Here is a 21,968-nt window from a genome sequence, read left to right on the forward strand (position 1 = left end):
TGCTGAGCCCGCCTGTTCGGGAGGGCTCTTGAGCACCGTTTATGACCGTTGTTGACCGTGCTGGAGGGCACGGTTGGGGCACGAGGCGGTAGGTGCGATGACAGGACCGCCCCGACGGCGGCCAGCGGCCGCCACCGGGGTGGACAAGACGAAGCAGCTGACCGTGACGGCCAGATCGCGCATCCACGGCTGGACCAGCAGCGACTTCCTGAGCTGGTCGAACAACTGCAGAGATCACACCTGGTCGAGGCCGACCGTACCGGACCGTGTGGGTCGCCCCTCGCCTGCGTCAGATCTTCAATTCGGCGCGCAGGCCCGCCCGGTGACGGTGGTCAGTTCGCTGCCACTGCCACGGTCTGGTCCTCGTGTGCCAGCAGTTGCTGCAGTTGCTTCCTCTCGGCGTGCAGGCCCTCGAAGAGCGCGGTCCGCAGTTCGTCGGGGAGCGAGCCGATCGAGTATTTCGTCAGACGCGATGCGTCGCACCATTCGAGGAGCCCGCGGTCCGCAAACCACCGCAGGAGCAGGTCATCAAGGTGCGCACTGCTGCGGAGCCAGTCCAGGGCGGTGTTGGGGTGAGGCGCGGCGACGCATATCCGGTTCTTCTCGGCGTCGTCCTCGTATGTTGCCTCGACGTGGGCGGCGAAGGCGGCGCTGAACACCTGCTGGCACGGGACGAGCGTCTGCAACGTGATGCGGGAGCCACTGAACATCGGCACCACCGGCCGCGCCTCGAGGCCGTCCGCGGTGCAGTCGATGTAGAGGGTTCCGGGGCGGGCGGGGACGGTCGCCCCGCCGAGTTCCACCGTGTCGGCGCCGATGCGCCGGACCCTGCCGTGGCGGACGATGTCGGTGATCCGCCGGAGCTGTTCGAGTTCGGTCCGGCTGACGGTCGCGCAGCGATACGCCGTCGGCGTGACGTCGGAAGACAGCCTCAGCAGGAGGCCGCCGGCTTCCAGCCGCTGAAAAAGCTCCTCGACCGTGCGGGATTCCAGCACCGCGCGGATGCGAGCGGTGAACGACTCGGCGTCGCTCGCGGCGGACTCCGGTCCGGGCTGGATCTGAGCACGGTCGAGCAGCCACGAGTCGCGCGGCATGATCCAGGTGATGCCGGACGGGTCGACGCCATGCTGCAGAAGCCACAGGCACGCGTCGATGCCCGTCTTTCCCGCTCCCACCACGGTGTAGTGCGATGCCTGCTGATCCAGGGCCGGCAGCTGGTTGGGGGTGATCAACCGGACCCCGGAAGCCACCTCGTACTTCGGCGGGCACATCGCAGGAACCGTGACGTTCATGTAGGTGGCGTCCACGGTCCGCCGACGCACCCGTATGTCGAACTCGCGGCCGGTGACGACGGAGTGACACCGCTGGACATCCGGTCGCGCCGGATCCGCGCCATCGTAATGGGACATGGGGAAGTACGAGACGCGACCGCTGGGCAGGAGGGTTTTGCGCATCACCTGGTCGAAATAGGTGAGGATCTCATCGGACGACGCCAGCTCGTGAAGCCCCGCATTCCAGCCGTGCTGGTCCACTTCGCCTGTGCCCAGTTCACGGGAATTGACGCCGTAGAACGACGAAGGCTGATGCAGCCGCACGAACGGGTAGGCGACCGTCCAGTGGCCACCGGGCCGACCGTAGCGATCGACGATGGCCACGGTCGCGTCCGTCTCGCTCAACAGAGTGTCGGCGAAGGCAATGCCCATGGCTCCAGCCCCGACGATCAGGTAGTCAACCTCGATTATTTCCCGCTCTGACAACGTATTTCCTCTTTCTTGTGTGGGTGTGGAATTCGCCATTGCGCTGGCATAACGATGTTTTCGTCGCCGCTCACCAGTGCGTTTTTCTCCGCCGGTTGCCCGTGCCTGCACGGCAGGACAGCGGCCCGTCTCGTCAGGACTCGCGTCCGAAGGCGGCTCGCAGCTCGGAGACGAAGAGATGCGGAACCTCAAGGGAGGGGAAGTGCCCGCCACGGTCCAGGACGTTCCAGTACCGCAGATCCTCGAAGCGCGCCTCGACCCAGGCGCGGGGTGCTCGGAACGGCTCCTTCGGGAACCTCGACACGGCCGACGGGACAGTCACCGGAGTGAAGTTCCGGGGTGGCAGGCTCTCCCAGTACAACCGCGCCGACGACGCGCCGCACGCGGCGAACCAGTAGATCGCGGCGTTGTCCAGGAGCCGCTGACGGGACACCGCGTTCTCGGGGTGCCCGTCGCAGTCGGTCCAGCCCTGGAACTTCTCCACGATCCAGGCGAGTTGCCCGGCCGGGGAATCCGCCAGGCCGTACCCGAGCGTCTGGGGGCGCGTCGACTGCACAGTCATGTACCCGCGCTCGGCCGCCAGCACTTCCCTGGTCGCAGCCAGGTCCGCGCGCTCGGCGTCGCCGAGATCGTCCTCGGTGAACCCCGAGGGCGGCTGGACCGGCGGCATCGTCGTGTGCAGCGCCTCGACACGGTCAGGGTGCCGGACCCCCAGTGCCGTCGTCACGAACGCACCCCAGTCGCCGCCCTGGGCAAGGAAACGCTCATAGCCGAGCCGGGTCATCAGCTCGGCCCAGGCATCGGCAATACGCTCGATCCCCCAGCCCGTCCCGGCCGGCTTGTCGGAGAAACCGAAACCCGGCAGCGAAGGCGCCACCACGTGAAATGCGGGCTCACCGGCCGGCGGATCGGCCAGCTCGTCGAGAATATCGAGGAACTCCACCACCGAGCCGGGCCACCCGTGAGTCATCAGCAGGGGCCGCGCATCCGCACGAGGGGAACGGACGTGCAGGAAATGAATCCCCAGCCCGTCGATCACCGTGCGCCACTGACCGCGGTCATTGAGCTCGGCTTCGAGTCGGCGCCAGTCGTACTCTTCGAGCCAGTACCGGCACAACTCCTGGACGTAGTACCGCGGAATCCCCTGTGACCAGTCATCGACCGTCTCCGCCTCGGGCAGCCGGACACGACGCAAACGGTCGCGCAGATCCTCCAGCGCTTCGTCGGAAACGCCGAGCACAAAGGGCACGACGGTATCGGAATCAACCACAATTACTCTCTCCCCCGCATCGCAGACACAGCGGCGATGCGGTCGTTGCGTTCTTGCATTACCAGAAGCCGCTTTTGCGTATAGGCGGCACAAAGGAGACCGGAGCGGGTTCGCTCGCACATACCCGTAGGCCCCGCCCCGACGTCAGGAAGCCGGCGACGTCAGGCCGACCGCTCGGCGACGAGCTACTCCACCGCGGGAGTTGGCGCATCCGGCGCACGGTGAACGGGCCGGTGAGCAGCCGCCGGAATCAGGTGCTCTCCGGCGGGCCCCTCAAGATGAACTTCCCCGGCGCAGGCGGTGGCGTCGGCGCATCGTGCGCCGCGTCCCCGCCGATGCCTGCCGGGCAGGGGTTCGCGCCGAACCGCGGGATCGGCCACAACCGTCATGCGGTCGTGACTGCCGCAGCGGTGCCCTCCAAGGACACGCCGGTAGACGCGCCAACCCAGCAGTGCGCCGAGCGCGATGACAACCGGCCCGAGGACATCGACCGCGCCGAGGGCGACGGTCCGGCCGGACAGGAACAGCGGGATCTGGATCGCCAGCATCTTGAGATTCCCGGCGAGGACGACCAAGTTGCCTCTGGTGAAGGCCCGGCGGCGCACCCTGCACCGCCGCCAGCCGGTCCCTTCCTTCGTGATCAGCCCCACCACCACGCCCATCGGCGGCCAGCCGAGCAACAGCATCACGGCCGACACCACGGCCATCACGGCGTGCAGCATCAGACTCGGCAGGAAGAAGCTGGTGGCCTGCCCGGTCCCTGCGGCCAGAGCACCCGCGACACACACGAGGCCGAGAGCCGCGAGGGCGCCCCACACAGGCTCTCTGCGCGCCGCTCGGTAGACGCAGACCGCGGCCCCGGCCGCGAGGGCAAGTGCCAGCGCGACGGCAAGCCGGTGGGTGAGCGCGAAGCTCAGGGTGAATCCGAAAACGGGCACAACATTGATCACTGCATTGCGTAGCCGATGGCGCATGGCGGACCGGATGGCGTCCTCACCACCGGCTTCGCCGTGTACTGCAGGGTCCACAACTGCTCCAGGCTCCTCGACAGTTTGCTGTTCGCTTCTTGGTGGGCCGCGGGCGCGGTGGGGTCAGCCGCTGTAGACGTCCTCGATGTACCGGCCCTGATCCATCAGGGTCCGGAGCCAGTCCTGGGCGTCCGCGCGGTCGGCGCCTTCGGTGCGCCGCAGGTACATGGCCTGGAAGGCGTCGCGGACGCCGGGGGCCATGCGGGCGCCGTCGCCGCAGACGTGGACCCGGGCCCCCGTGTTCAGCAGCTCCCACACTTCGTCGGCCTCGGCGGTGAGGCGGTCCTGCACGAAGCGCCGGCCGTCGATGGGGGCCTCGCTGAAGGCAGGGCGCAGCGCGACTGCCCCGGCCCGTTCGGCGGCGTGCAGCTCGTCGGCGTGCAGGTAGTCGGCGTCGGGGGCGTCGCAGCCGAAGTAGCACAGCGCCGGGGCGAGGGAGGTGCCGCTCGTCAGGAGTGCACGGCGGTCGGCGATGACGCCGCGGAAGGGCGCGAGCCCGGTCCCGGCGGCGATCATGATGACGGGGGTGTCGGCGTCGTGGCCGATGCGGAAGGCTTCGCGGCACGGCTGGATCCGGGCGAGCACGGTGTCGCCGGGGCGCACGGCGCCGAGGTAGCCGGAGCCGGTGCCGCGGAAGGTGCCGCGGCCCGAGCGGGCGGGGGCTCGCAACACGGAGACCATGAGGTCGGCATGGTGCGGGTCGGCCGCCGGTGAGGAGGACACGGAGTAGTGGCGGGGCCTGATCGGGGGCAGCAGTTCCAGCAGCGTGGGCCAGGTCAGGGTCTCGCGCAGGGCGGGGTGGTCCTCGATGAGGTCCAGCAGGGTGCGCTGGTCGGCGGCGCGCGCGTCGGTGTTCTCGGCGAGGGCGCGCAGTGCGGCCTGTTCGGGCGGGCAGGGGTTGAGGGCGGCCAGGGTACCGAGGTGTTCGGCGGTCGGGCGGTCCTGCAGCTCGACGTGGTGGGTGAGCAACTGGCGGATGGTCAGTGGCCGGTCGACGGGGATGCCGTCGCGGCGGGGGTGGTGGGGGACGATGCTCAGCACGGTGTCGAGGTCGGCGTGGAGCAGCCGGGCGGCGCGCTCGACGAGGCCGGGGGCGTTGGTGGGCAGCACGGTGAGGTGGTCGGCCGTGCGGTAGCTCGTTCCCTCGGGCAGGGCCAGGCGGACCAGGCGTTTGACACGCGGGTAGTCGGGGTGGGTGAGGCTGTCGGTGTCGGTGACGGTCATCGCCGTCATGCCGTGCCGGGCGGCCAGGGCGTCGAGCGCGCCACCGGTGACCTCGGTGACCGTGTAGGCGGCGGGGGCCGGCTCGCGCCGGGGCCGGTCGCCCGCGGCGGCGGGGTCGCCGTGGTGCTCCAGCAGCGCGGTGCGCAGTGCGGCCGTGAATGCCGTGACGCTGCCGGACAGGTCGCCGGAGGCGTCGGCTTCGGCGCGGTCGAGGAGGCGGGTGGCGCCGAGGGCGGCGAGCCGGTCGTCGATGAGGGTAGGGATGCGCTGGTAGGTGGCGGACCAGTTGCGGTCACCGACACCGAGGACGGCGTAGTTGACGCCCTCGGCCGCGCCGGGTTCGGCCTCCTGGAGCCAGCGGACGAACTCTGCCGCGTCGTCGGTGGGTTGGCCGTTGTACGAGGCGGCGGTGATCACGACGGGCCGGTCGGTGGGCAGTGCGTCACGGTGAGCGTCGATCGGGGCGACGGTGGTGTCGCACCCCAGCTCCGCGGCGGTGTCCGCGAGTCGGGCGGCGAAGTCGCGGCAGGTTCCGTAGTTGGAGCCGTGGAGCAGCAGCAGCCCGGTGCCCTGGCGTACCCGGGTGGGCAGGTCGGTGGTCTCGGCCGGGGCGCTGTCGGACGGTGCGGCATTCACGGTCGGCAGTGCGGTGCGGTTGGCGGCCCGGTCGGCGGGGGTACGCGGAACGAGGGTGAGGGTGAACCCGTCGGGCTTGAGGGTGAGCGACTGCTTCACCTTCAACCGGTAGCGGGCGTGGTCGATCAGCCGGTAGCGGTGGATGAGCACGGCGAGCACCATGGTCGCCTCGTGCAGCGCGAACTGCCGCCCGATGCAGGCGCGTTCACCGGCTCCGAACGGCTTGTACGCGTGCGGGGAGCGCGCGGCCACCGCTTCGGGCGCGAAGCGGGAGGGGTCGAACTGCTCGGGGTTGTCGCCCCACACCGGGTCGCGGTGGAGCGTCGGGATCACGACGCGGACGCCCTGCCCGGCCCGTAGCGGAATGCGGCCGCCCAGGACGGTGTCGTGGCGCGCCTCGCGCGCGAACGCGGGGGCGGTGGGCCACAGTCGCAGGGCCTCGTTCAGCACCTGGCGGGTGTAGTGCAGGCGGCCGACGTCCTCGAACGTGGGCTCCGGGGTGGGGGCGTCGCCCCACATCTCGTCCACCTCACGCTGCGCGAGGCGCAGCACGGCCGGGTTCTTGACCAGGTAATACAGGGCGAAGGCCAGCGCTCCTGACGTGGTCTCGTGCCCGGCGATCAGGAAGGTGATGATCTGGTTGCGGACGTTCTCCAGATCCAAGGTGGTGCCGTCGGACGGATGCGTCGCGGTGAGCATCAGCCCCAGCAGGTCCTGCGGCCGGCCGGTGGCGGTGGCCGGCGCGGCGGTGCGGGCGGCGATGACCTCGTCGACCACACCCGCCAGGTAGTCGGCGTCGGCGTGCATCGCCGCGTCGCGCTCGCTGTGGTCGACACCGGGGGTGCGGCCGACGCTGGTCATCGCCCACTCCAGGCAACTCACCATCGAGCTGACGAACGGGTGCGGCTCGTCGCGGTCGAAGGAGCCGAAGTCGAAGCCGAAGCCGGCGAGCCCGATGGTGTCCAGCGTCATCCGTGTCATGTCGTCGGCCACCATCACCGGATTCCCTGTGGTGGCCTGGCGGTCCCAGGATTCGACGAGCCGTTGCGCGACCTTCAACATCACCGGCTGGTAGGTGCGCATCGACCCGAGGCCGAAGGCGGGCATGAGAATGTCGTGCGCCTTGGCCCAGTTGGGCTCGTGGGTGTACGCGGTGAACAGCCCGTCGCCCAGAAGCCGGCGCAGGTGCCCCACCCCGAGCCCGACGTTCTTGGTGAACCGCTGATCGTCGGAGAGCTCGGTGGCGAGGTCCAGCCCGGAGACGAAGAGGTTGTCCTGTCCGTTCGCACGCATGGCGAAGACCGGGCCCAGGTGCCGGGCCGCCTTCATCAGCCCCAGGATGGGCGTGCCGGTCGGATCGTAGGCGGAGAGGTCGATGACGGGCACGTCTGCGCCGCTGATCGTCTGTGGCGGAAGCAAGGTATCGGCCATGGCGGCTGCCCTTCGAAATCGGGGTTTACCGGCTGACGCCGCCAAGGTGCCGGCGCCTGTCTCCACCGTCGCGCCCCCGCAACGCCATGCCCGCCCCTCCTCCTACATAATTTTGTAGTGGCCCCGGGGTGTCCCGGACTTGCGTACGGCAACTCGGGGGCGTAACGGCGCTACGACGCGAGGGACGAGAACGCGCGATGGATCCCCAAGAACAGCAGGCAGGCTGGCTGCCACAGGACGCCGCGATGTCGGATCGCGAGCGAGCGATCTTCTGGCGCAACCGCGTCCTGACCCTGTTCGACCACGTACCGCTGCCGTCCGCCTTCTGCGAGGCGGACGGCACGATTCGGGTGGTGAACCCCGCGATGGCCACGGAGTGGGGCACCCTCCCCGGGCGCCTGACCGGGCGTAACGCCTTGGAGTTCTTCCACTCGCGGACCAGTACCCCATTCGATCCGGTCGCCGAAGCGGTACGGCTGCGCCGCAGGTCGCGGATTCCGATCGAGGTGTCCTGGACCAGCGGGAGCGGTGCCGAACGGCAGGGCGAGCTGATCGTCGACGTGGTCAGCGACCTGCCGGACGCACCCCCGAACCTGCTGCTGATGCTGCGCGTACTGGACCGACCCGCCGCGCCGCCGGCCCCCGCCCCGGACGAACGTCCCCAGGTGAGCGCCATGGAAGCGCGGATTCTCGCCCTGACCGCGGGCGGCTCCACGACCGCACAGATCGCCACGGCGCTGGGCCTGACCCCCGACGGGGTCAACTACCACTTCCGAACCCTGTCCCAACGCTGGGGAACGACGAACCGGGCAGCACTGGTGGCTCGCGCCTACACCACAGGAATCCTCGCACCGCGAGCCTGGCCGCCCGCCGCCGACCACCGCGGCGCACAGACCTGACCGTCCGGGCGGGTGGGGAGGGATGGTCGCGCTGACGTCGAAGAGTCGGCCGTCCAGGCCGGGGAGGTTGGTGCGGTGGAGGGTGCGTCGACCTTGGGGTCGCCCTCGGCATCCAACTCCAGGTGGCTGTTGAGCAGTTCGGTGCGTTGGCCCCGGCCGATGGCGATGAACAGTCCCGTGGCGGCCAGTTCGTGGGTGGCGCCGGTGAAGGCAGGCAGCCCGCAGCCTTGGGTCGGCAGTTCCACCAGGTCCATGGCGTTCCGAGTGGTGGGCGGCGTGACCAGCACTTCGTGTTCGGGGAGCGCACTCCACAGCTGTGGATGGCAGCGGGCGGCGGAGATTGGGCCCTGCCCTGACTGTCTCGCCCTCTACAGCCGGGCCCGTTACCCCAGTACCGTTGCATGCTCACTCGATGCGGATACAGGACTTCGGGGGCGTGCCCAGTGGCGGGGAGCGGACTGACACTCGGTAAGACGATCGCCAAGGCGCGCAGGCGCAAGGGGTGGCTGCAGCGGGACCTGGCTGCGTTGATCGGCCGGTCGGAGAGTTGGGTGTCTCAGGTCGAGCGGGATGTGATCCCGGTCAACAGCCTGGAGGCCCTGCGTCAGATCTCCGATGCCTTGGACATTTCGCTGGCTGAACTGCTTGCTGTCGAGCCGACACCTGGACGACCGCCGGTATCGGCTCGGCGTCGGACCGGCTCGACTAGGGTTGATCGCAATCTTGGTCCGGAGGAGGGTGACGACCCCGTGCGACGCCGCGAACTTCTGGCCGCTGCGGCGGTGGTCTTTACTACCCCCCTGGCCGGTGCCACCCCGGCCGAGGCCAGCACTCTCGCGCCGCTGGAAGATCATCTGCTCTACGGCGCCGCCACCGTGCCCAAGCGCAGTGAGGTGTCACCGGCGGCGTCGCTGCCGCGGTGAAGGCGTCCCGGCAGGACTTCCGGGCCGCGCGCTACGACACGCTGGCTCGAAAACTGCCTGGTCGCATCAGCCAAGCTCAAGCCCTGGAACCGGCGGAGCTGTCGGCCACTGCGGTCGCCGATCTCTACAACATCGCCACTCGGCTGTGCATCAAGCTCGGCGAGGACGGCCTGGTGGCGATCACCGCGGACCGCGCGCTGGCCTCAGCGCGAATCGGCGGGGACGCCCTGACGATCGCCGAGGCGCACCGGATGGTGTTCAGCGCCTGGCGCCGCCAAGGTCACCTGGCACGCGCCACCGACATCTCCGTCAGGGCCGCTCAGGACGTACGCGCAGACCGCAGTAGCAGCGAGACGGCCCGGCTGTCCGCGAGCGTCTCGCTTCTGGCTACCGCCGCCTACACGGCAGCCAAAATGGGCGACCGGCCGGCCATCTGGCGCAGGGCGTCATAGGAGAGCGCGAAGGCCGCCACGGCCAGTAGCGCCACGCCCATGCGGATCGCGGCGGCCAGCGGCACCGAGGAAGCTGATGGGGCGGTGTGCGGTGAAGGCAAGCGTGGTGCTCCAGGTATCCGGGGGGGCTGATGTGGCCGTGGTCTGGGGGACTCGTCGCGACTCGTTGCACGCCTGGTCAGAGCAGGTACGGGTGCATCGGTGCTGTCGAGTCGACTCGTTGCCGGTCTCCGACTCGTCCCCGCGCTGACCTGCGTGGAGACGAGTCGCGACGAGTCGTGCCGGGTCAGCCGCCGGTCGTGGATTCCGGCGTGGGCTCGGGGCAGTAGCGCGCCCAGGAGTCGGCGAACTGCAGGCGGGTGAAGCCCTTGGCTTGGACGTTGCCGTGGAAGCGACGGGTGGCCGAGCTGATGCCGTACTCCTTGAGCAGGATCTGCAGGCCACGAGGGGTGAGGCCGTTGGCGGTGTGCTCCGGCCAGGGCGTCTCGTCGTCCTGGTTGAGGATGTCGAGGAGACGACCGGTGCGGAGCGCCGGTGGATTGCCCTCTGTGGCGAAGGCGCGGCGGATGTCGGCCAGGAGGCGGATGCCCAGGCTGCTGCTGTCCTGGTCGTGCTCAGCCTCGTGCTTGGCCATGACGCGGCAGGCGGTGCGGGCGAGGTCGGGCCACTGGCCCCCGGCGAGGTCGGCGATGGACACCAGCGGCTGCCAGGTATCAGCCGCGCGGTCTTCGACCGGCATGGTCGGTGTCAGCTCCATCGCGTCGGCGTGGAGAGGTGCCAGCCAGGCGGCGAACCGGTCGCGCAGCGCGTGGAGGGCCGGGGTGTCGCGGAAGGTGCGGAACTCCGCCACCTTCTCGCCCGGCCTGCGGCGCCGCATCCGGATGACGATCGACCGGTCCATGATCGTGTCGGGCAGGTCGCCGATGCCCGCGAGGGCTGCCATCGCGAAGGTGGGAAACTTCGCGACCTCGTGGTTGGGGCCAGAGACCCGGAGGGTGGGCCTGTTCCGCTGGTGTCCCGCGTTGAGCAGACCGCGCATCTCTTCGTTCTTCTCCGCGACCTTCACGGAGCCGAAGAGCGTGTCGGCCTCGTCGACCAACAGGGTCGGCGGGGTGTCCGTGATCGACCGGAACACCGCGGCAGCCGAGGCATTGACCGTGATCAGCGGGTCATGGACGCTCTCGGTGATCACGTCCAGGAGCCGCGACTTGCCGCACCTCTTGGCCGGCCCCACGACGGCCAGCCTCGGAGCGTGCTGCCACGCCGTCTGCAGATGGGTCGCCGCCACCCACAGGGTTACCGCCGTGAAGGCTTCCTCGCTCGGCAGCACGACGTACCGACGGATCTGCTCCCGCAGTTCCGTCAGCACCTGCTCCCCCTCGGAGACCGGGGCGGGGTCGGGTATGACGGTGGACGGCTCTTCCGGTGACGGCACAGAAGGGGCGACACTCGGCTGGCCGGGGACGGCGACAGGCGGCCATACGGGCTTGTCGGAGTCGGAATAGGGCTCGGATCCCGCATGTTCCACGGGACAGCTCCTCGTCTGGCGGTGGCGGGCTTGCGCGCCCTTGCCGCCGGGTTGGTTCTTGACGGGCCGTTCGGGGTTGCTGGGGCCTCCGGCGTTGCGCCGCCGGGGGCCCCTCCCTGTCTCGCGGGCACCAGGCCGTCGCGAGGGAACACGGACCGTACGTCCACCTCCGCCCACAGTCCAGCGATTCTGTGTCAGCTCAACGCAGAATCGCCTGCTACGCTGCCGCCCCTTCACGCCGCCAGCCCGAGCAGATCCAACAGATCTGCGGTGACGACCCGGTAGGCGTTGCCGAGTCGCAGGACCTTGCACGGGTACGCACCCCGCTTCGCCAGCTCATAGCCCTTACTCCGGCCGAGCCCCAAGGCGCGATTGCTGGTCTCCAGGTCAACGGCTACCGGAAGCGCAAGCAGATCTTCCCGGCTCATCCCGTTCATTCGTCCGGCAGCGGCGTTTTCGCGCATGCGGCATCCCTTTCGGTACAGCCCTCGGCGAACGTGGCCCTCACGTCCGGCTCCAGGCGTCCACCAACCAGGATCCTCAAGCTAATGTGTCTATGTGACACAACACGGTAGCGATGATGATGAGGACGACTTCCCCGAGTGGGAGGACCGGATCAAGGCCAACGTGGCCGGCGAAGTCCGGCGGAGAAGGAAGGAGATGGGGTGGAGCGCTCAGGATCTGGCCGACCAGTGCGAGCGGCTCGGGCATCCCATCCCGCGCAACGTGATCGCCAACATGGAGTCCGGACGCCGGGCCAGCCTCCCGCTGGTGGACGTCATGGTCCTGGCAGCCGCCCTGGAGACCTACCCGGCATGCCTGATCTTCCCCGTCGGGTACGTCGACCAGACCCAGGAATTGCCGTTCCAGGACCTCGTGCCCACCTGGGACGCCCTGCGGCGCTTCACCGGCGAGCAGGAAGTGCCCGGCTACGACGCGGGCCTCGTGCCCGACTTCGAAGCTCACGCCAGCCTCGTACGCACCGCCTTGGCCGCACTCGATGAAGAAGAGCAGGCACGGTTCGCGGTCAAGACGGCAACCAGCCGTGCCCAGCAGGAAGAAGCCGAGCGCAAGCGGACCACGTACGCCGACCAGGCCATCTCGGCCAAGTACAACCTCCGCCACCTCCGTCGGGACCTCCGCGACGACGGAGCCACCCCGCCCGACCTGCCACCCGCGCTCAACGACGTCGACCCACCCGAAGCCGACGCCAACGCCACCCCGGAGGGACGCCTTTGAAGGGCTCCACCCACCGCCGCTGCTACTGCCGCGACCCCAAGAGCGGCAAACCGCTCGGCAAGAAGTGCCCCAAGCTCACCAGCCGCAAGCACGGCTCGCACTCCATACGCCAGGAACTCCCGCCCCTCGAGGACGGCACCCGACGCTCCTTCAGCCGCGCCGGCTACGAGTCCCTCAAGGCCGCACAGGCCGACCTCGACCACATACGCGCCCTGCTCGGGCTCTCCGACGCCGACGACCCCGAGGGCCTGGCCCAGATCGCCGAGCTGCTGGAGAAGGTGGCCGACGAGAAGGCGCCCCTGCCGAACGTCGAAGAGACCCGGCGCCGCCTCAGCCACGGCCTGGACCTGACCAGCCGCCTCACCGTCGGCGACTGGCTGGACATGTGGCTGGCGGGCAAGAAGGGGCGACCGAGTGCCATCAGCCGCGATGAGGGCAACATCCGCCTCCACCTCAAGCCGCGGATCGGGCACCTCCGCCTTGACCGTCTTCGCGTCAGCCACCTGTCGGCGATGTTCGAGGCCATCGCCGAGGCTAACGTCGACATCACCGAGGGAAATGCCACCCGCCGCAGGGCGATTGAGGACCTTGCCGAGATTCCCTGGAAGGGGCGCGCCCACCGCGCCCGCCGCCAGGTGTTGAAGGCTGTCATCGCCGAGATGGGTCCCTTCCGCCGCATCGTCACTCCGGCCACGCGTCAGCGCATCCGCTCCACGCTGCGGGCCGCGTTGAACGCTGCGATCGCCCAGCAACTGATCACCTTCAACCCGGCCGCCCACGTCGAGTTGGAGGCTGGCAAGCGCCCCAAGGCGCTGGTGTGGACAGAAGAGTGCATCCTTCACTGGAAGCGCACCGGCGAGAAGCCCTCGCCCGTGATGGTCTGGACGCCGGAGCACACCGGCCTCTTCCTCGACCACGTCGCGGAGGACCGCCTCTACGCGCTGTGGCACCTGATCGTCTTCCGTGGACTGCGGCGAGGCGAAGCGTGCGGGCAGAGGTGGACCGACACGCACCTCGACGACGGCCGCATCACCGTCGCCAAGCAACTCGTCGTGCACGGCTGGGAGGTGTACGAGGACGATCCCAAGACCGACGCGGGCGCTCGGACGATCGCGCTCGACTCAGACACGGTCCGGGCCCTCAAACGGCACCGCATCCAGCAGGACGCGGACCGCGAGGAGTGGGGCAGCGCCTGGGCGGAGACCGGACGCGTCTTCACCAAGGAGAACGGCGAGATGCTCCACCCCGCCAACGTCACCCGCCGCTTCATCGAGCTGTGCGAGGAGATCGACCTCCCGCCGATCCGGCTCCACGACCTGCGCCATGGGGCGGCCACCCTCGCCCACGCGGCCGGCGCCGACCTGAAGGACATCCAGGAGATGCTCGGCCACTCCTCGATCGCCATCACGGCGGACACCTACACGAGCTTGCTGCCGGAGACCGACCGGGCAATCGCCGAGGCCGCCGCCCGCCTCGTCCCCCGCGCACGCCCGACGAAGCCGACCACCGCGACCGAAGTGGACGTCGAACCGGACGAACAACCCGGAATCGAACCCGAAGCCGTGACAAACGGTGCCGGAAAATCCACGGCTGAGCGCGGCCCTGCTGCCCCATCCGCTCACGCACCGCGCACGCAAACGGCCCCGGACGAGGAGTCCGAGGCCGAATAGAACGCCTCTCTGGGGAGAAACCCCAGGTCAGCGCGGCATGCTCAGAGCCCCCTGTCGGATTCGAACCGACGACCTTCGCTTTACAAGTTCGGCCCGGGTGCAGTCACAGCCTCTGCCCAGGCGACCGATAGGGCCGTCCAGGCTCGCTCAGCACTGGCACTGTTCGCCGACGTTGATGTCAGCTATGGATGTCGGCAGACCTCACTTCTGGCTCTTTTCCGGACTAAGAGGTCGTCCTTGGCTGTGCCTGGCTCAGGGCCCGGACGGCTTCGAGGGTTCGCCAGCCGCTGCCGGTGACGGGCCTCAACGTCTTCATTCGTGATCGCGCAGGAAGGTAGGGATCTCGTCGCGGGTCGGGTAGTTCGGCAGGGGTGCTGGCTTGTCCTGAAGGAACGCGGTGATGACGGCGGCGGCCCGGTCGTTGTTGTCGTCCAGGCCGTTCCACATGTGGTGTCCGACTCCGGGCATGTACTGCGTGCGCTGGATGGCGGGGTCATTGGCAAGGACGGTGGTCTCCCATTGACGGATCTGGGAGGAGCACTCGGCGATCATCAGCATCGCGGGGGTCCGGGACTGCCTCAGTTGTGAGGCGATGGAGGGTGAGTCCTTGACCGTCTGCTGGATGCGGAGACTGGCGGCGGGGCTGAAGGAGAAGTTTTGTGCGGTGTCCTCGGCGGGGATGCGGTGCGCGTCGCGCGCGCAGTATGCGGATGCGGTGTCGCTGCCGAGGTCTGCGGCGGTGAAGGCGTTGTCGCCTTCGGCCTGTCCGATCAGTCCGGTGTCGGGGCTGAGGAGTCCGAGCCGCATGAGGCCGAATGCCACGGCGTACCGGGGGACGTGTGTCGATCGCGGTCCGGTCGGGGCCGGCGCGAGGCCGCGTGCGGATTTTCGGCCCTTGTGCCCGGTGATGTGTGCGGTAGGGCCATCCATGGGGCCGGGCTCGGCGATGATCGCCCGGTGCAGGCGTCCGGCGACGCTCGGGTCGGCCAAGGCTCGGGTGAGCACGGCCCCGCCTGAAGAGAATCCGAGGATGTCGACCTTGCCTTTGTTCAGGCGGTCGATAAAGGCGGCAAGGTCGCTGACCGGCCTGGAGATCGTGTACTGGCTCATGGGGAGCAGGTCGCTTCGTCCGCCGCCGGCCTGTTCGTAGGCGTAGAGGTCGTAGCCCTGGCGGGCCAGGAGTTGCAGGAATCGATGGTCGAGTACCGAGATGCCGCGGACCGGTCCGCCGTTGAGGTACACGAGCGGGATGGGATGCCGGGGGCTGGGGTGCGCGGGCGGGTAGTGGTACACCGCGACCCGGCTGCCCGTGGTCAGGCTCCAGTGTTGCGTGGTCACGAAGGGTAGCGCGGGCGGGTACCGCCGGGCCGTCGACACGGTCGGGATGCAGACCGATGCCGTCAACGCCGCCGCGACAGCCACCGGCAGGAACGGCACGAGCCGCGCCGGCCAAGTGCCGCGCCGGCCCCGCCACGTCGCGAGGACAGCCCCGACTCCAAGGGTCGGCAACCATGCGGCGAGCCCCGAGCCTGCCCCGTCCGTGAGGGCGATCAGCGCGAGAAAGACGACAACCAGCATCACGACGGCGGCCAGGGCCAGCAGTAAGCGTCCGGCGAAGCGGACAAGACGTATGGCGGACGTGGGCATAGCGGACCTCCAACAGTTTCAGAACGCTGTTTCAAAACGACGTTATCAAAGAGAGGTAGGCTGCTGGCCGTGGGTAGGCCGAGAACAAACGACGAGGCCGTCAAAGAGCGGCTTGTGGAGTGCGCGACCGAGATGCTTGCCACCCGTCCGCGGGAGTCGCTCACGCTCCGCGCCGTGGCCGCTGCTGCCGAGGCGTCGACGACGGCGGTGTATTCCTTGTTCGGCGGTAAGGACGGGCTGATCGGTGCGGTGCGCGACAGAGCCGTCGCCGGCCTGTTCCAGGACCTGTCGGCGACGAAGACCTCCGCGGACCCTCTCGCCGACCTCTACGCGCTGGCCGTCGCCTACCGTCGTTGGGGGCGCGGACACAGTCACCTGTACACGGTGCTGTTCGGTGGTGTGCAGTCCTTCGACCCGTCGGGGGAGGTCGGTGCCAGTGACCCGATCCGTCCGCTCCTCGCGGCGATCGATCGCGCGTTGGCGGCGTCCATCCTCGTCGGCGAGGCAACGTCGATCGCCCTGTCGATCTGGGCCACCCTGCACGGACTGGTGACTCTCGAACTGGCCGGAGCCCTCGACGCCGCCACGGCCGAGGCCGCATTCCGCTCGACGATTCACGCCACGCTGCGCGGATGGATGACCCCATCGGTGTTCCGCAGCCTTCGCCAAGCCGCACTCGCTCACTGACAGGATCAGGGCCCGTTATCCGGGCCCTCCCGGTCCCTGGCGGGGCGGGGTGCATCGTCGGTGAAGACCGGCATGCCAAGGTCCACCAGCTGCGGCCGGCCATCGGTCGGAGCCCGTTTGAGGCTGTTGAGCTTGGCCATCGCAGCGTCGAAGCTGACCTGGAGTCCCTCAACCTCGCCGAGCCAGCCGTTGGCGCGGGCCTCGGTGATGCGCTCGCGGAGGTTCTGGATGATCTCGATGAGGCGTGGCCTCTGGCGGGGATCCACCTGGAGAACGGGGCAGCGGATGCAGGCGTGCTCGTGCTTGCAGGGGGTTCCGTAAGGTCGCCCGTCAGCCACATGGACCGGCTGCTGAAACGGCGGCTCGATCGGCAGTGATCTCGACCGACCACCCGCGTTGATGTCATCCGTAGATGTCAGAAGCCCCAGGCCACATCCGGCCCGGGGCTTCGTCCCTGTTCAAGCTCTGAGCCCCCTGTCGGATTCGAACCGACGACCTTCGCTTTACAAGAGCGGTGCTCTGGCCAGCTGAGCTAAGGAGGCGTGCGTGAAGCAGTGTACCCAGGCGGGCCGGATGCAGGTTCCCAAATTGGTGAGTGCAGGGCTACTGACACCGGGGGCCGCCGCGGGTAGCGTCACGGAGAGTCCATATCAGTGGACTACACCACTCCTTTTACTCGGATCGTCCGGCACGTTCCTGCCGGTGAAGGGACTCTCCATGGCTACGGTCACGTATGACCAGGCAACCCGCATCTACCCGGGTTCCGACAAGCCCGCCGTCGACAAACTGGACATCGCCATCGAAGACGGCGAATTTCTTGTCCTGGTCGGCCCCTCCGGATGCGGCAAATCCACCTCGCTGCGGATGCTCGCGGGGCTGGAGGACGTCGACGGAGGCGCCATCCGCATCGGGGACCGCGATGTCACCCACCTTCCGCCGAAGGACCGGGACATCGCCATGGTGTTCCAGAACTACGCGCTGTACCCGCACATGACGGTCGCCGACAACATGGGCTTCGCGCTCAAGATCGCCGGTGTGCCGAAGGCCGAGATCCGGCAGAAGGTGGAGGACGCGGCCAAGATCCTGGACCTCACGGAGTACCTGGGGCGCAAGCCCAAGGCGCTGTCCGGCGGTCAGCGGCAGCGGGTCGCGATGGGGCGGGCGATCGTCCGGGAGCCGCAGGTCTTCCTCATGGACGAGCCGCTGTCCAACCTGGACGCCAAGCTCCGCGTCCAGACCCGTACGCAGATCGCGGGGCTGCAGCGCCGGCTCGGGATCACGACGGTCTACGTCACCCACGACCAGGTCGAGGCCATGACCATGGGCGACCGGGTGGCCGTGCTCAAGGACGGCCTGCTCCAGCAGATCGATTCGCCGCGGAGCATGTACGACCGGCCGGCGAACCTCTTCGTGGCGGGGTTCATCGGCTCGCCGGCCATGAACCTGGTCGAGGTGCCGATCACGGACGGCGGTGTGAAGTTCGGCAACAGCGTCGTCCCGGTCAACCGTGAGGCGCTGTCCGCGGCCGCCGACAAGGGCGACCGGACCGTGACGGTCGGCGTCCGCCCCGAGCACTTCGACATCGTCGAGCAGAACGGCGCCGCCGCCAAGTCGCTGTCCAAGGAGGCCGCCGACGCACCGGCCGGTCTGGCCGTCACGGTCAATGTCGTCGAGGAGCTCGGCGCCGACGGCTATGTGTACGGCACCGCGGAGGTCGGCGGAGAGCTCAAGGACCTCGTCGTACGGGTCAACGGCCGCCAGGTTCCCGACAAGGGCACCCGGCTGCACGTCGTGCCGCGGGCGGGCGAGACGCACGTCTTCTCCACGTCGTCCGGGGAGCGCCTCACCGACTGACGGACACGGGGCGACCGAAGCGTGAGAACGGCGGCGGTACCGGGCAGCACCCCGGTACCGCCGCCGCTGCGTTGCCCGGCCGCACCAAGCCGCCCCACGGCACCGACCAAGTCCCGAGCCGTCCCACGCCGCCCCAAACCCCAAGCCGTCCCACGCCACCCCCAAGCCCCAAACCCCAAGCCACCAAGCTGCTCCACCTCACCAAGCCCCCATCGGGACATAACCGGGCTTTTCGTACCAGTTCGTCAACATCAGAACCGCACCCACGAGCCATTGCGTCCCTCGATAAGGTGACTAAATGTCGCCAAATCATCACTCCTCGCTACCATCTCGACCGTGAACTCCGCAGCCCGCCGCATCGGCAGAACTCTCGCCCTCGTCCTTCCCGTCGTCCTCGTGCTGTCCGGGACCCTCGCGGTCACCCGCGTTCCGTGGGCATCGACGGCCACCGACTCCCAGGTGCTGACCGCCTCCTCCGGCACCGCCTCCACCAAGGCCGGCCCGCGCGCGCCCGAGGACGCCCTGCGCAAGCGCCTCCTCGTCGAGCTCCAGGAGAAGGACCCGGGCGTCGCCCTGACGCACCTCCAGGAGGCGACCACCAAGCGCCCCTCGCTGGCCAAGCACTGCGTCTCCATCGCCCGGGACCTCGGCCGTGCCGCGGTCGCCAAGTACGGGGCCGCACACCGCGCCCAGGCCTTCTCCCGCCCGGTCTGCGACACCTCCTTCGCCACCGGCGTCGCCGCCGCCCAGTGACCCCCGCTCGCACCGCATAGGGTGCGACCCATGACAGGTGCCCAGCATCCTCACCCCACGCAGGCCGTGGTCCTGGCCGGCGGCCAGGGCTCACGTCTCCGCCCGTACACCGACGACCGCCCCAAGCCGATGGTCGAGATTCCCGGCACCGGGACCCCGATCATCGGCCACCAGCTGAACTGGCTGGCCTCGGAAGGCGTCACGGACGTCGTCGTCTCCTGCGGACACCTCGCCGGGGTACTCCAGGAATGGCTGGACCGCACCCAACTGCCGTTGCGCGTCACGACCGTTGTCGAGACCGAGCCGCTGGGCCGCGGCGGCGGCCTCAAGTACGCGGCCGGCTCCCTCCCCCGCCCGGACGAGCCCTGGTACGCCACCAACGGCGACATCTGGACCCGCTTCCCGCTCCGCGAGATGGCCGCCTTCCATCACGAGCGCGACGCCGAGGCCACCCTCGCGCTGGCCCGCCCCCGCATCCCCTGGGGCGCCGTGGAGACCGACGCGTTCGGCCACGTCCTGGACTTCATCGAGTCGCCGCCCTCGCCGTATCTCATCAACGCCGGCGTCTACGTCTTCTCCGCGGCCTTCACGGAGCTGCTCCCCGACCGCGGCGACCACGAGCGCACCACCTTCCCGCGCCTCGCCCGCGAACGCCGCCTGGCCGGCTTTCCGCTGCCGCAGGGCGCCTACTGGCGCGCCATCGACACCGCCAAGGACCTCACCGAGGCCGCCGAGGAGCTGAACGCACACGGGCGTTGAGGGCCGGTCCCTCTCCCACGCTCCACGGCGCACGCGGAGCCGCTCGCAGGCGCCTGAGCCGCTCCCGGGCGCAGGGACGCGCCGTCGTCCGCCGGGCCTCGCTCGTCGCGCTCAAGACCTCGCTCGTCGCCCTCGGGACCTCATACGCCGCGCCTCGGACCTCATGCCGACACCCACCGGCCCTCTTACGTCGCGCCTCGGACCTCATGCCGACGCCCCTCGGGACCCCTCCGTCCCCCCGTCGCCGCACGAACGAAGTCGAGCCGCAGGAAGCGCCGTTGGGACACCCCAGCCGCCGGAACCGTTGAGCCACCCGGAACCGTTGAGCCACCCCGGAGCCGTCGCGGCCCCCCAGGGGAGCCCCTCCCTCACAACTGCTCCCCCACTGCCCGCACCCGGACATGCCCCCGGACCCGCACCCACCCCCACACACACCCGTCCCCGACCACCCCCACCCCCTAACAGCCGGTGAATCCGAGCCGTACGGAGAGCGGGGCGATCGGGGACAGGGGTGTGCGGGAAACCGCGGGGAGGAAGCCGGTCAGCCCAGGAGGCCGCCCAGGCTTCCGCCGCCGGAGTCGCCGCCGGAGCTGCCGGAACCGGTGCTGCCGGTACCGGTCGTGCCGCCGCCGGTGCCGCCCGTCGAGGTCGGCACATGGGTCGGCGCCGGGGCGCGGGTCGGCACGGTCTGCTGGGGGGCGCTGGTGGTCGCTCCCGGCTGCTGCGAGAGGCCGCTGCCGCTGCCCGTCGACCGGCCCGTGCCGGAGGTCGACGCGGACGGGGTGCCGGGCTTGCGGGCCTTGTGCGAGGCGTTGGCGGAGGGGGTGCCCGGACGGGGAGCGGCGCTGCCCTTGTGGCGCTGGCCGGGGCGGGCGGTGTGCTTGCCGGGGCGGGGCAGCGGGGAGCCGGGAAGGTTGTTGATCGCGGGCTCGCCGGGGCGGGGGACGGTCGCGACCGTCGCGGAGCGTACGGCGCCGCCGAGCAGCGAGCCGATGAGCAGCGTCAGTCCGGCCACCACCGCGGTCATCACGGCGCCGCGGCGCAGCACCCGGCGTCGCAGGTCGGCCACCTCGACGCGGGGGCCGAGACGCCGCCAGGCCTCGCCGGCCAGCCGCCCGTCCATGGAGTAGACGGGCGCGCCCGCGATGATCAGCGGGCTCCAGGCGGCGAGGTAGATGATGTCGGGGGCGTCGTAGGCGGGGACGGTGCGCCAGGTGACGGTCATCAGCAGGGCCGCCGAGAGCAGCGCGCCGATGGACGCGGCGACCCGCTGCCACAGTCCGCAGATGGTCAGGACGCCGACGACGACCTGGAGGAAGGCGACGGTCAGACCGGCGCCGACGGGGTGCGAGACGGCGAAGTCCCGCAGCGGCACGGCCAACGCCCAGGGGTCGAGCGACAGCAGCCACTTGACCATCGAGCCCCGCTCGCCGCCGTCGAAGTAGACGGGGTCGCAGAGCTTGCCCATGCCGGCGTAGACGGAGATCAGGCCGAGGAAGATGCGCAGCGGCAGCAGCACGACGCCGAGGTTCATCCGGCGGCCCGGGTAGTACGCGTGCCGCACGCTGTCGGTGCCGCGGCGCTTGGCGCCGGGGTCGTAGCCGTCCGGCGCCTCGAACCGGTCGTCGTCGTAGTCGTCGTCGGCGGGGCCGCGGTTGCCGTAGGAGCCGCGGTAGGGGTGGTCGCGGTAGGTGTCGCCGTATGCGCTGCCCACGGGCCGTACGCCGCGCAGCAGGGGGCCGGCGGAGTCGGTGGGGCCGCGCTGGCCGATCACGGTCTGGGCGGGGGCGGCGTCGCCGAGGCGGACCCGGGGCAGGACCTGGGTCGTGCCGACGTCCTCGGCCTGGCCGCCGTCGAGGCCGATGCCCGCGTTGCGCACCGCGTGCAGGAGTTGGGTGGTGGCGCCGGCCGTGCCGCCCGGTTCGGTGCGGCCGCTCCACACCACGGGCGCCCGGCGTCTGGCCCCGGCGGCCGAGCCCCGGATGACGGGGATGCGCGCGGTGTCGGACAGGGCGCCGCGTGCCGCGGGCGGGGCGAGCTGTACGCGGAAACTGGCGTGGTTGACGATGACCTGCGCGGGATCGCACGGCACCTTGACCGAGCTCAGGCCCGGCTCGTCATCGAAGCCCGGCGAGCGTCCCCCCGTAGGCGTGCGGGGTGTTCTGGTGTCCACGCTCATCTAACCGAGTGACCCGCGGTTAAGACACTGCC

General features: G+C 69.8%; 18 protein-coding genes, 1 tRNA gene and 1 pseudogene. 9 read left to right on the plus strand and 11 right to left on the minus strand.

The features are described 5' to 3' along the window. Positions 1 to 332: 332 nt before the first annotated feature. The 4 genes from Scani_RS07565 to Scani_RS07580 all read right to left on the minus strand — a co-directional run bounded on the left by Scani_RS07565 (position 333) and on the right by Scani_RS07580 (position 7,346). Complete coding sequence (locus Scani_RS07565) at positions 333 to 1,757, minus strand: NAD(P)-binding protein (protein WP_174872632.1); 1,425 nt, start codon at positions 1,755 to 1,757, stop codon at positions 333 to 335. Positions 1,758 to 1,890: 133 nt separating this feature from the next. Next, entirely contained in the window at positions 1,891 to 3,027 is a 1,137-nt protein-coding gene (locus tag Scani_RS07570; RefSeq protein WP_159471229.1) for an epoxide hydrolase family protein, read from the minus strand. Between the two features lie 185 nt (positions 3,028 to 3,212). Beyond that, a complete protein-coding gene (locus Scani_RS07575; RefSeq protein ID WP_246295544.1) occupies positions 3,213 to 4,055 on the minus strand; it encodes a DUF3159 domain-containing protein in 843 nt (280 codons plus the stop codon). 63 nt (positions 4,056 to 4,118) lie between these two features. Continuing rightward, on the minus strand, positions 4,119 to 7,346 hold the full coding sequence (locus Scani_RS07580) for a bifunctional cytochrome P450/NADPH--P450 reductase (RefSeq protein ID WP_159471240.1): 3,228 nt from the start codon (positions 7,344 to 7,346) through the stop codon (positions 4,119 to 4,121). A gap of 197 nt (positions 7,347 to 7,543) precedes the next feature. Between Scani_RS07580 and Scani_RS07585 the strand changes: the two genes are divergently transcribed. After that, the gene (locus Scani_RS07585; protein WP_246295545.1) at positions 7,544 to 8,245 is read left to right on the plus strand and encodes a LuxR C-terminal-related transcriptional regulator; all 702 of its coding nucleotides are present in this window, start codon (positions 7,544 to 7,546) and stop codon (positions 8,243 to 8,245) included. 74 nt (positions 8,246 to 8,319) lie between these two features. On the opposite strand, the pseudogene Scani_RS40675 reads toward Scani_RS07585, so the two are convergent. After that, positions 8,320 to 8,451: pseudogene (locus Scani_RS40675) on the minus strand (thioredoxin-disulfide reductase); the annotation flags it as partial. A gap of 195 nt (positions 8,452 to 8,646) precedes the next feature. Between Scani_RS40675 and Scani_RS07595 the strand changes: the two are divergent. Further along, complete coding sequence (locus Scani_RS07595) at positions 8,647 to 9,168, plus strand: helix-turn-helix domain-containing protein (RefSeq protein WP_246295546.1); 522 nt, start codon at positions 8,647 to 8,649, stop codon at positions 9,166 to 9,168. After that, entirely contained in the window at positions 9,165 to 9,620 is a 456-nt protein-coding gene (locus Scani_RS07600; RefSeq protein WP_159471246.1) for a hypothetical protein, read from the plus strand. Before Scani_RS07595 ends, Scani_RS07600 begins: the two co-directional genes overlap by 4 nt. A 286-nt stretch (positions 9,621 to 9,906) precedes the next feature. On the opposite strand, the gene Scani_RS07610 is transcribed toward Scani_RS07600, so the two are convergent. Together Scani_RS07610 and Scani_RS07615 are read right to left on the minus strand one after the other, a co-directional pair. Beyond that, a complete protein-coding gene (locus Scani_RS07610) occupies positions 9,907 to 11,148 on the minus strand; it encodes a DUF3631 domain-containing protein (protein ID WP_159471250.1) in 1,242 nt (413 codons plus the stop codon). A gap of 233 nt (positions 11,149 to 11,381) precedes the next feature. Further along, positions 11,382 to 11,612, minus strand: a complete 231-nt coding sequence (locus Scani_RS07615; RefSeq protein ID WP_129280715.1) for a hypothetical protein — start codon at positions 11,610 to 11,612, stop codon at positions 11,382 to 11,384. A gap of 94 nt (positions 11,613 to 11,706) precedes the next feature. On the opposite strand from Scani_RS07615, the gene Scani_RS07620 reads away from it, so the two are divergent. Then, a complete protein-coding gene (locus tag Scani_RS07620; protein WP_159471252.1) occupies positions 11,707 to 12,387 on the plus strand; it encodes a helix-turn-helix domain-containing protein in 681 nt (226 codons plus the stop codon). Further along, entirely contained in the window at positions 12,384 to 14,057 is a 1,674-nt protein-coding gene (locus Scani_RS07625) for a site-specific integrase (protein WP_159471254.1), read from the plus strand. Before Scani_RS07620 ends, Scani_RS07625 begins: the two co-directional genes overlap by 4 nt. Positions 14,058 to 14,369: 312 nt before the next feature. On the opposite strand, the gene Scani_RS07630 is transcribed toward Scani_RS07625, so the two are convergent. Then, the gene (locus Scani_RS07630; protein ID WP_159471256.1) at positions 14,370 to 15,704 is read right to left on the minus strand and encodes an alpha/beta hydrolase; all 1,335 of its coding nucleotides are present in this window, start codon (positions 15,702 to 15,704) and stop codon (positions 14,370 to 14,372) included. 69 nt (positions 15,705 to 15,773) lie between these two features. Between Scani_RS07630 and Scani_RS07635 the strand changes: the two genes are divergently transcribed. Next, positions 15,774 to 16,391, plus strand: coding sequence for a TetR/AcrR family transcriptional regulator (locus Scani_RS07635; protein WP_159471258.1), 618 nt, complete (start codon positions 15,774 to 15,776; stop codon positions 16,389 to 16,391). A gap of 5 nt (positions 16,392 to 16,396) precedes the next feature. Here Scani_RS07635 and Scani_RS07640 read toward each other — a convergent pair whose 3' ends face one another. After that, positions 16,397 to 16,657: a hypothetical protein gene (locus Scani_RS07640; protein WP_246295547.1), complete on the minus strand. Its 261-nt coding sequence runs from the start codon at positions 16,655 to 16,657 to the stop codon at positions 16,397 to 16,399. 202 nt (positions 16,658 to 16,859) lie between these two features. After that, positions 16,860 to 16,933 (minus strand) — tRNA-Thr (locus Scani_RS07645). Between the two features lie 175 nt (positions 16,934 to 17,108). Between Scani_RS07645 and Scani_RS07650 the strand changes: the two genes are divergently transcribed. The 3 genes from Scani_RS07650 (at position 17,109) to Scani_RS07660 (ending at position 19,757) form a co-directional block, all read left to right on the plus strand. Further along, a complete protein-coding gene (locus tag Scani_RS07650) occupies positions 17,109 to 18,245 on the plus strand; it encodes an ABC transporter ATP-binding protein (RefSeq protein ID WP_159471260.1) in 1,137 nt (378 codons plus the stop codon). A gap of 336 nt (positions 18,246 to 18,581) precedes the next feature. After that, entirely contained in the window at positions 18,582 to 18,998 is a 417-nt protein-coding gene (locus Scani_RS07655) for a hypothetical protein (protein WP_159471262.1), read from the plus strand. Between the two features lie 30 nt (positions 18,999 to 19,028). Next, positions 19,029 to 19,757, plus strand: a complete 729-nt coding sequence (locus Scani_RS07660) for a nucleotidyltransferase family protein (RefSeq protein ID WP_159471264.1) — start codon at positions 19,029 to 19,031, stop codon at positions 19,755 to 19,757. A gap of 541 nt (positions 19,758 to 20,298) precedes the next feature. Here the strand turns inward: Scani_RS07660 and Scani_RS07665 are convergent. Then, positions 20,299 to 21,936, minus strand: a complete 1,638-nt coding sequence (locus Scani_RS07665) for a DoxX family protein (RefSeq protein WP_167538040.1) — start codon at positions 21,934 to 21,936, stop codon at positions 20,299 to 20,301. Between the last annotated feature and the right edge of the window lie 32 nt (positions 21,937 to 21,968).

This window comes from Streptomyces caniferus, assembly GCF_009811555.1.
GTDB lineage: Bacteria > Actinomycetota > Actinomycetes > Streptomycetales > Streptomycetaceae > Streptomyces > Streptomyces caniferus.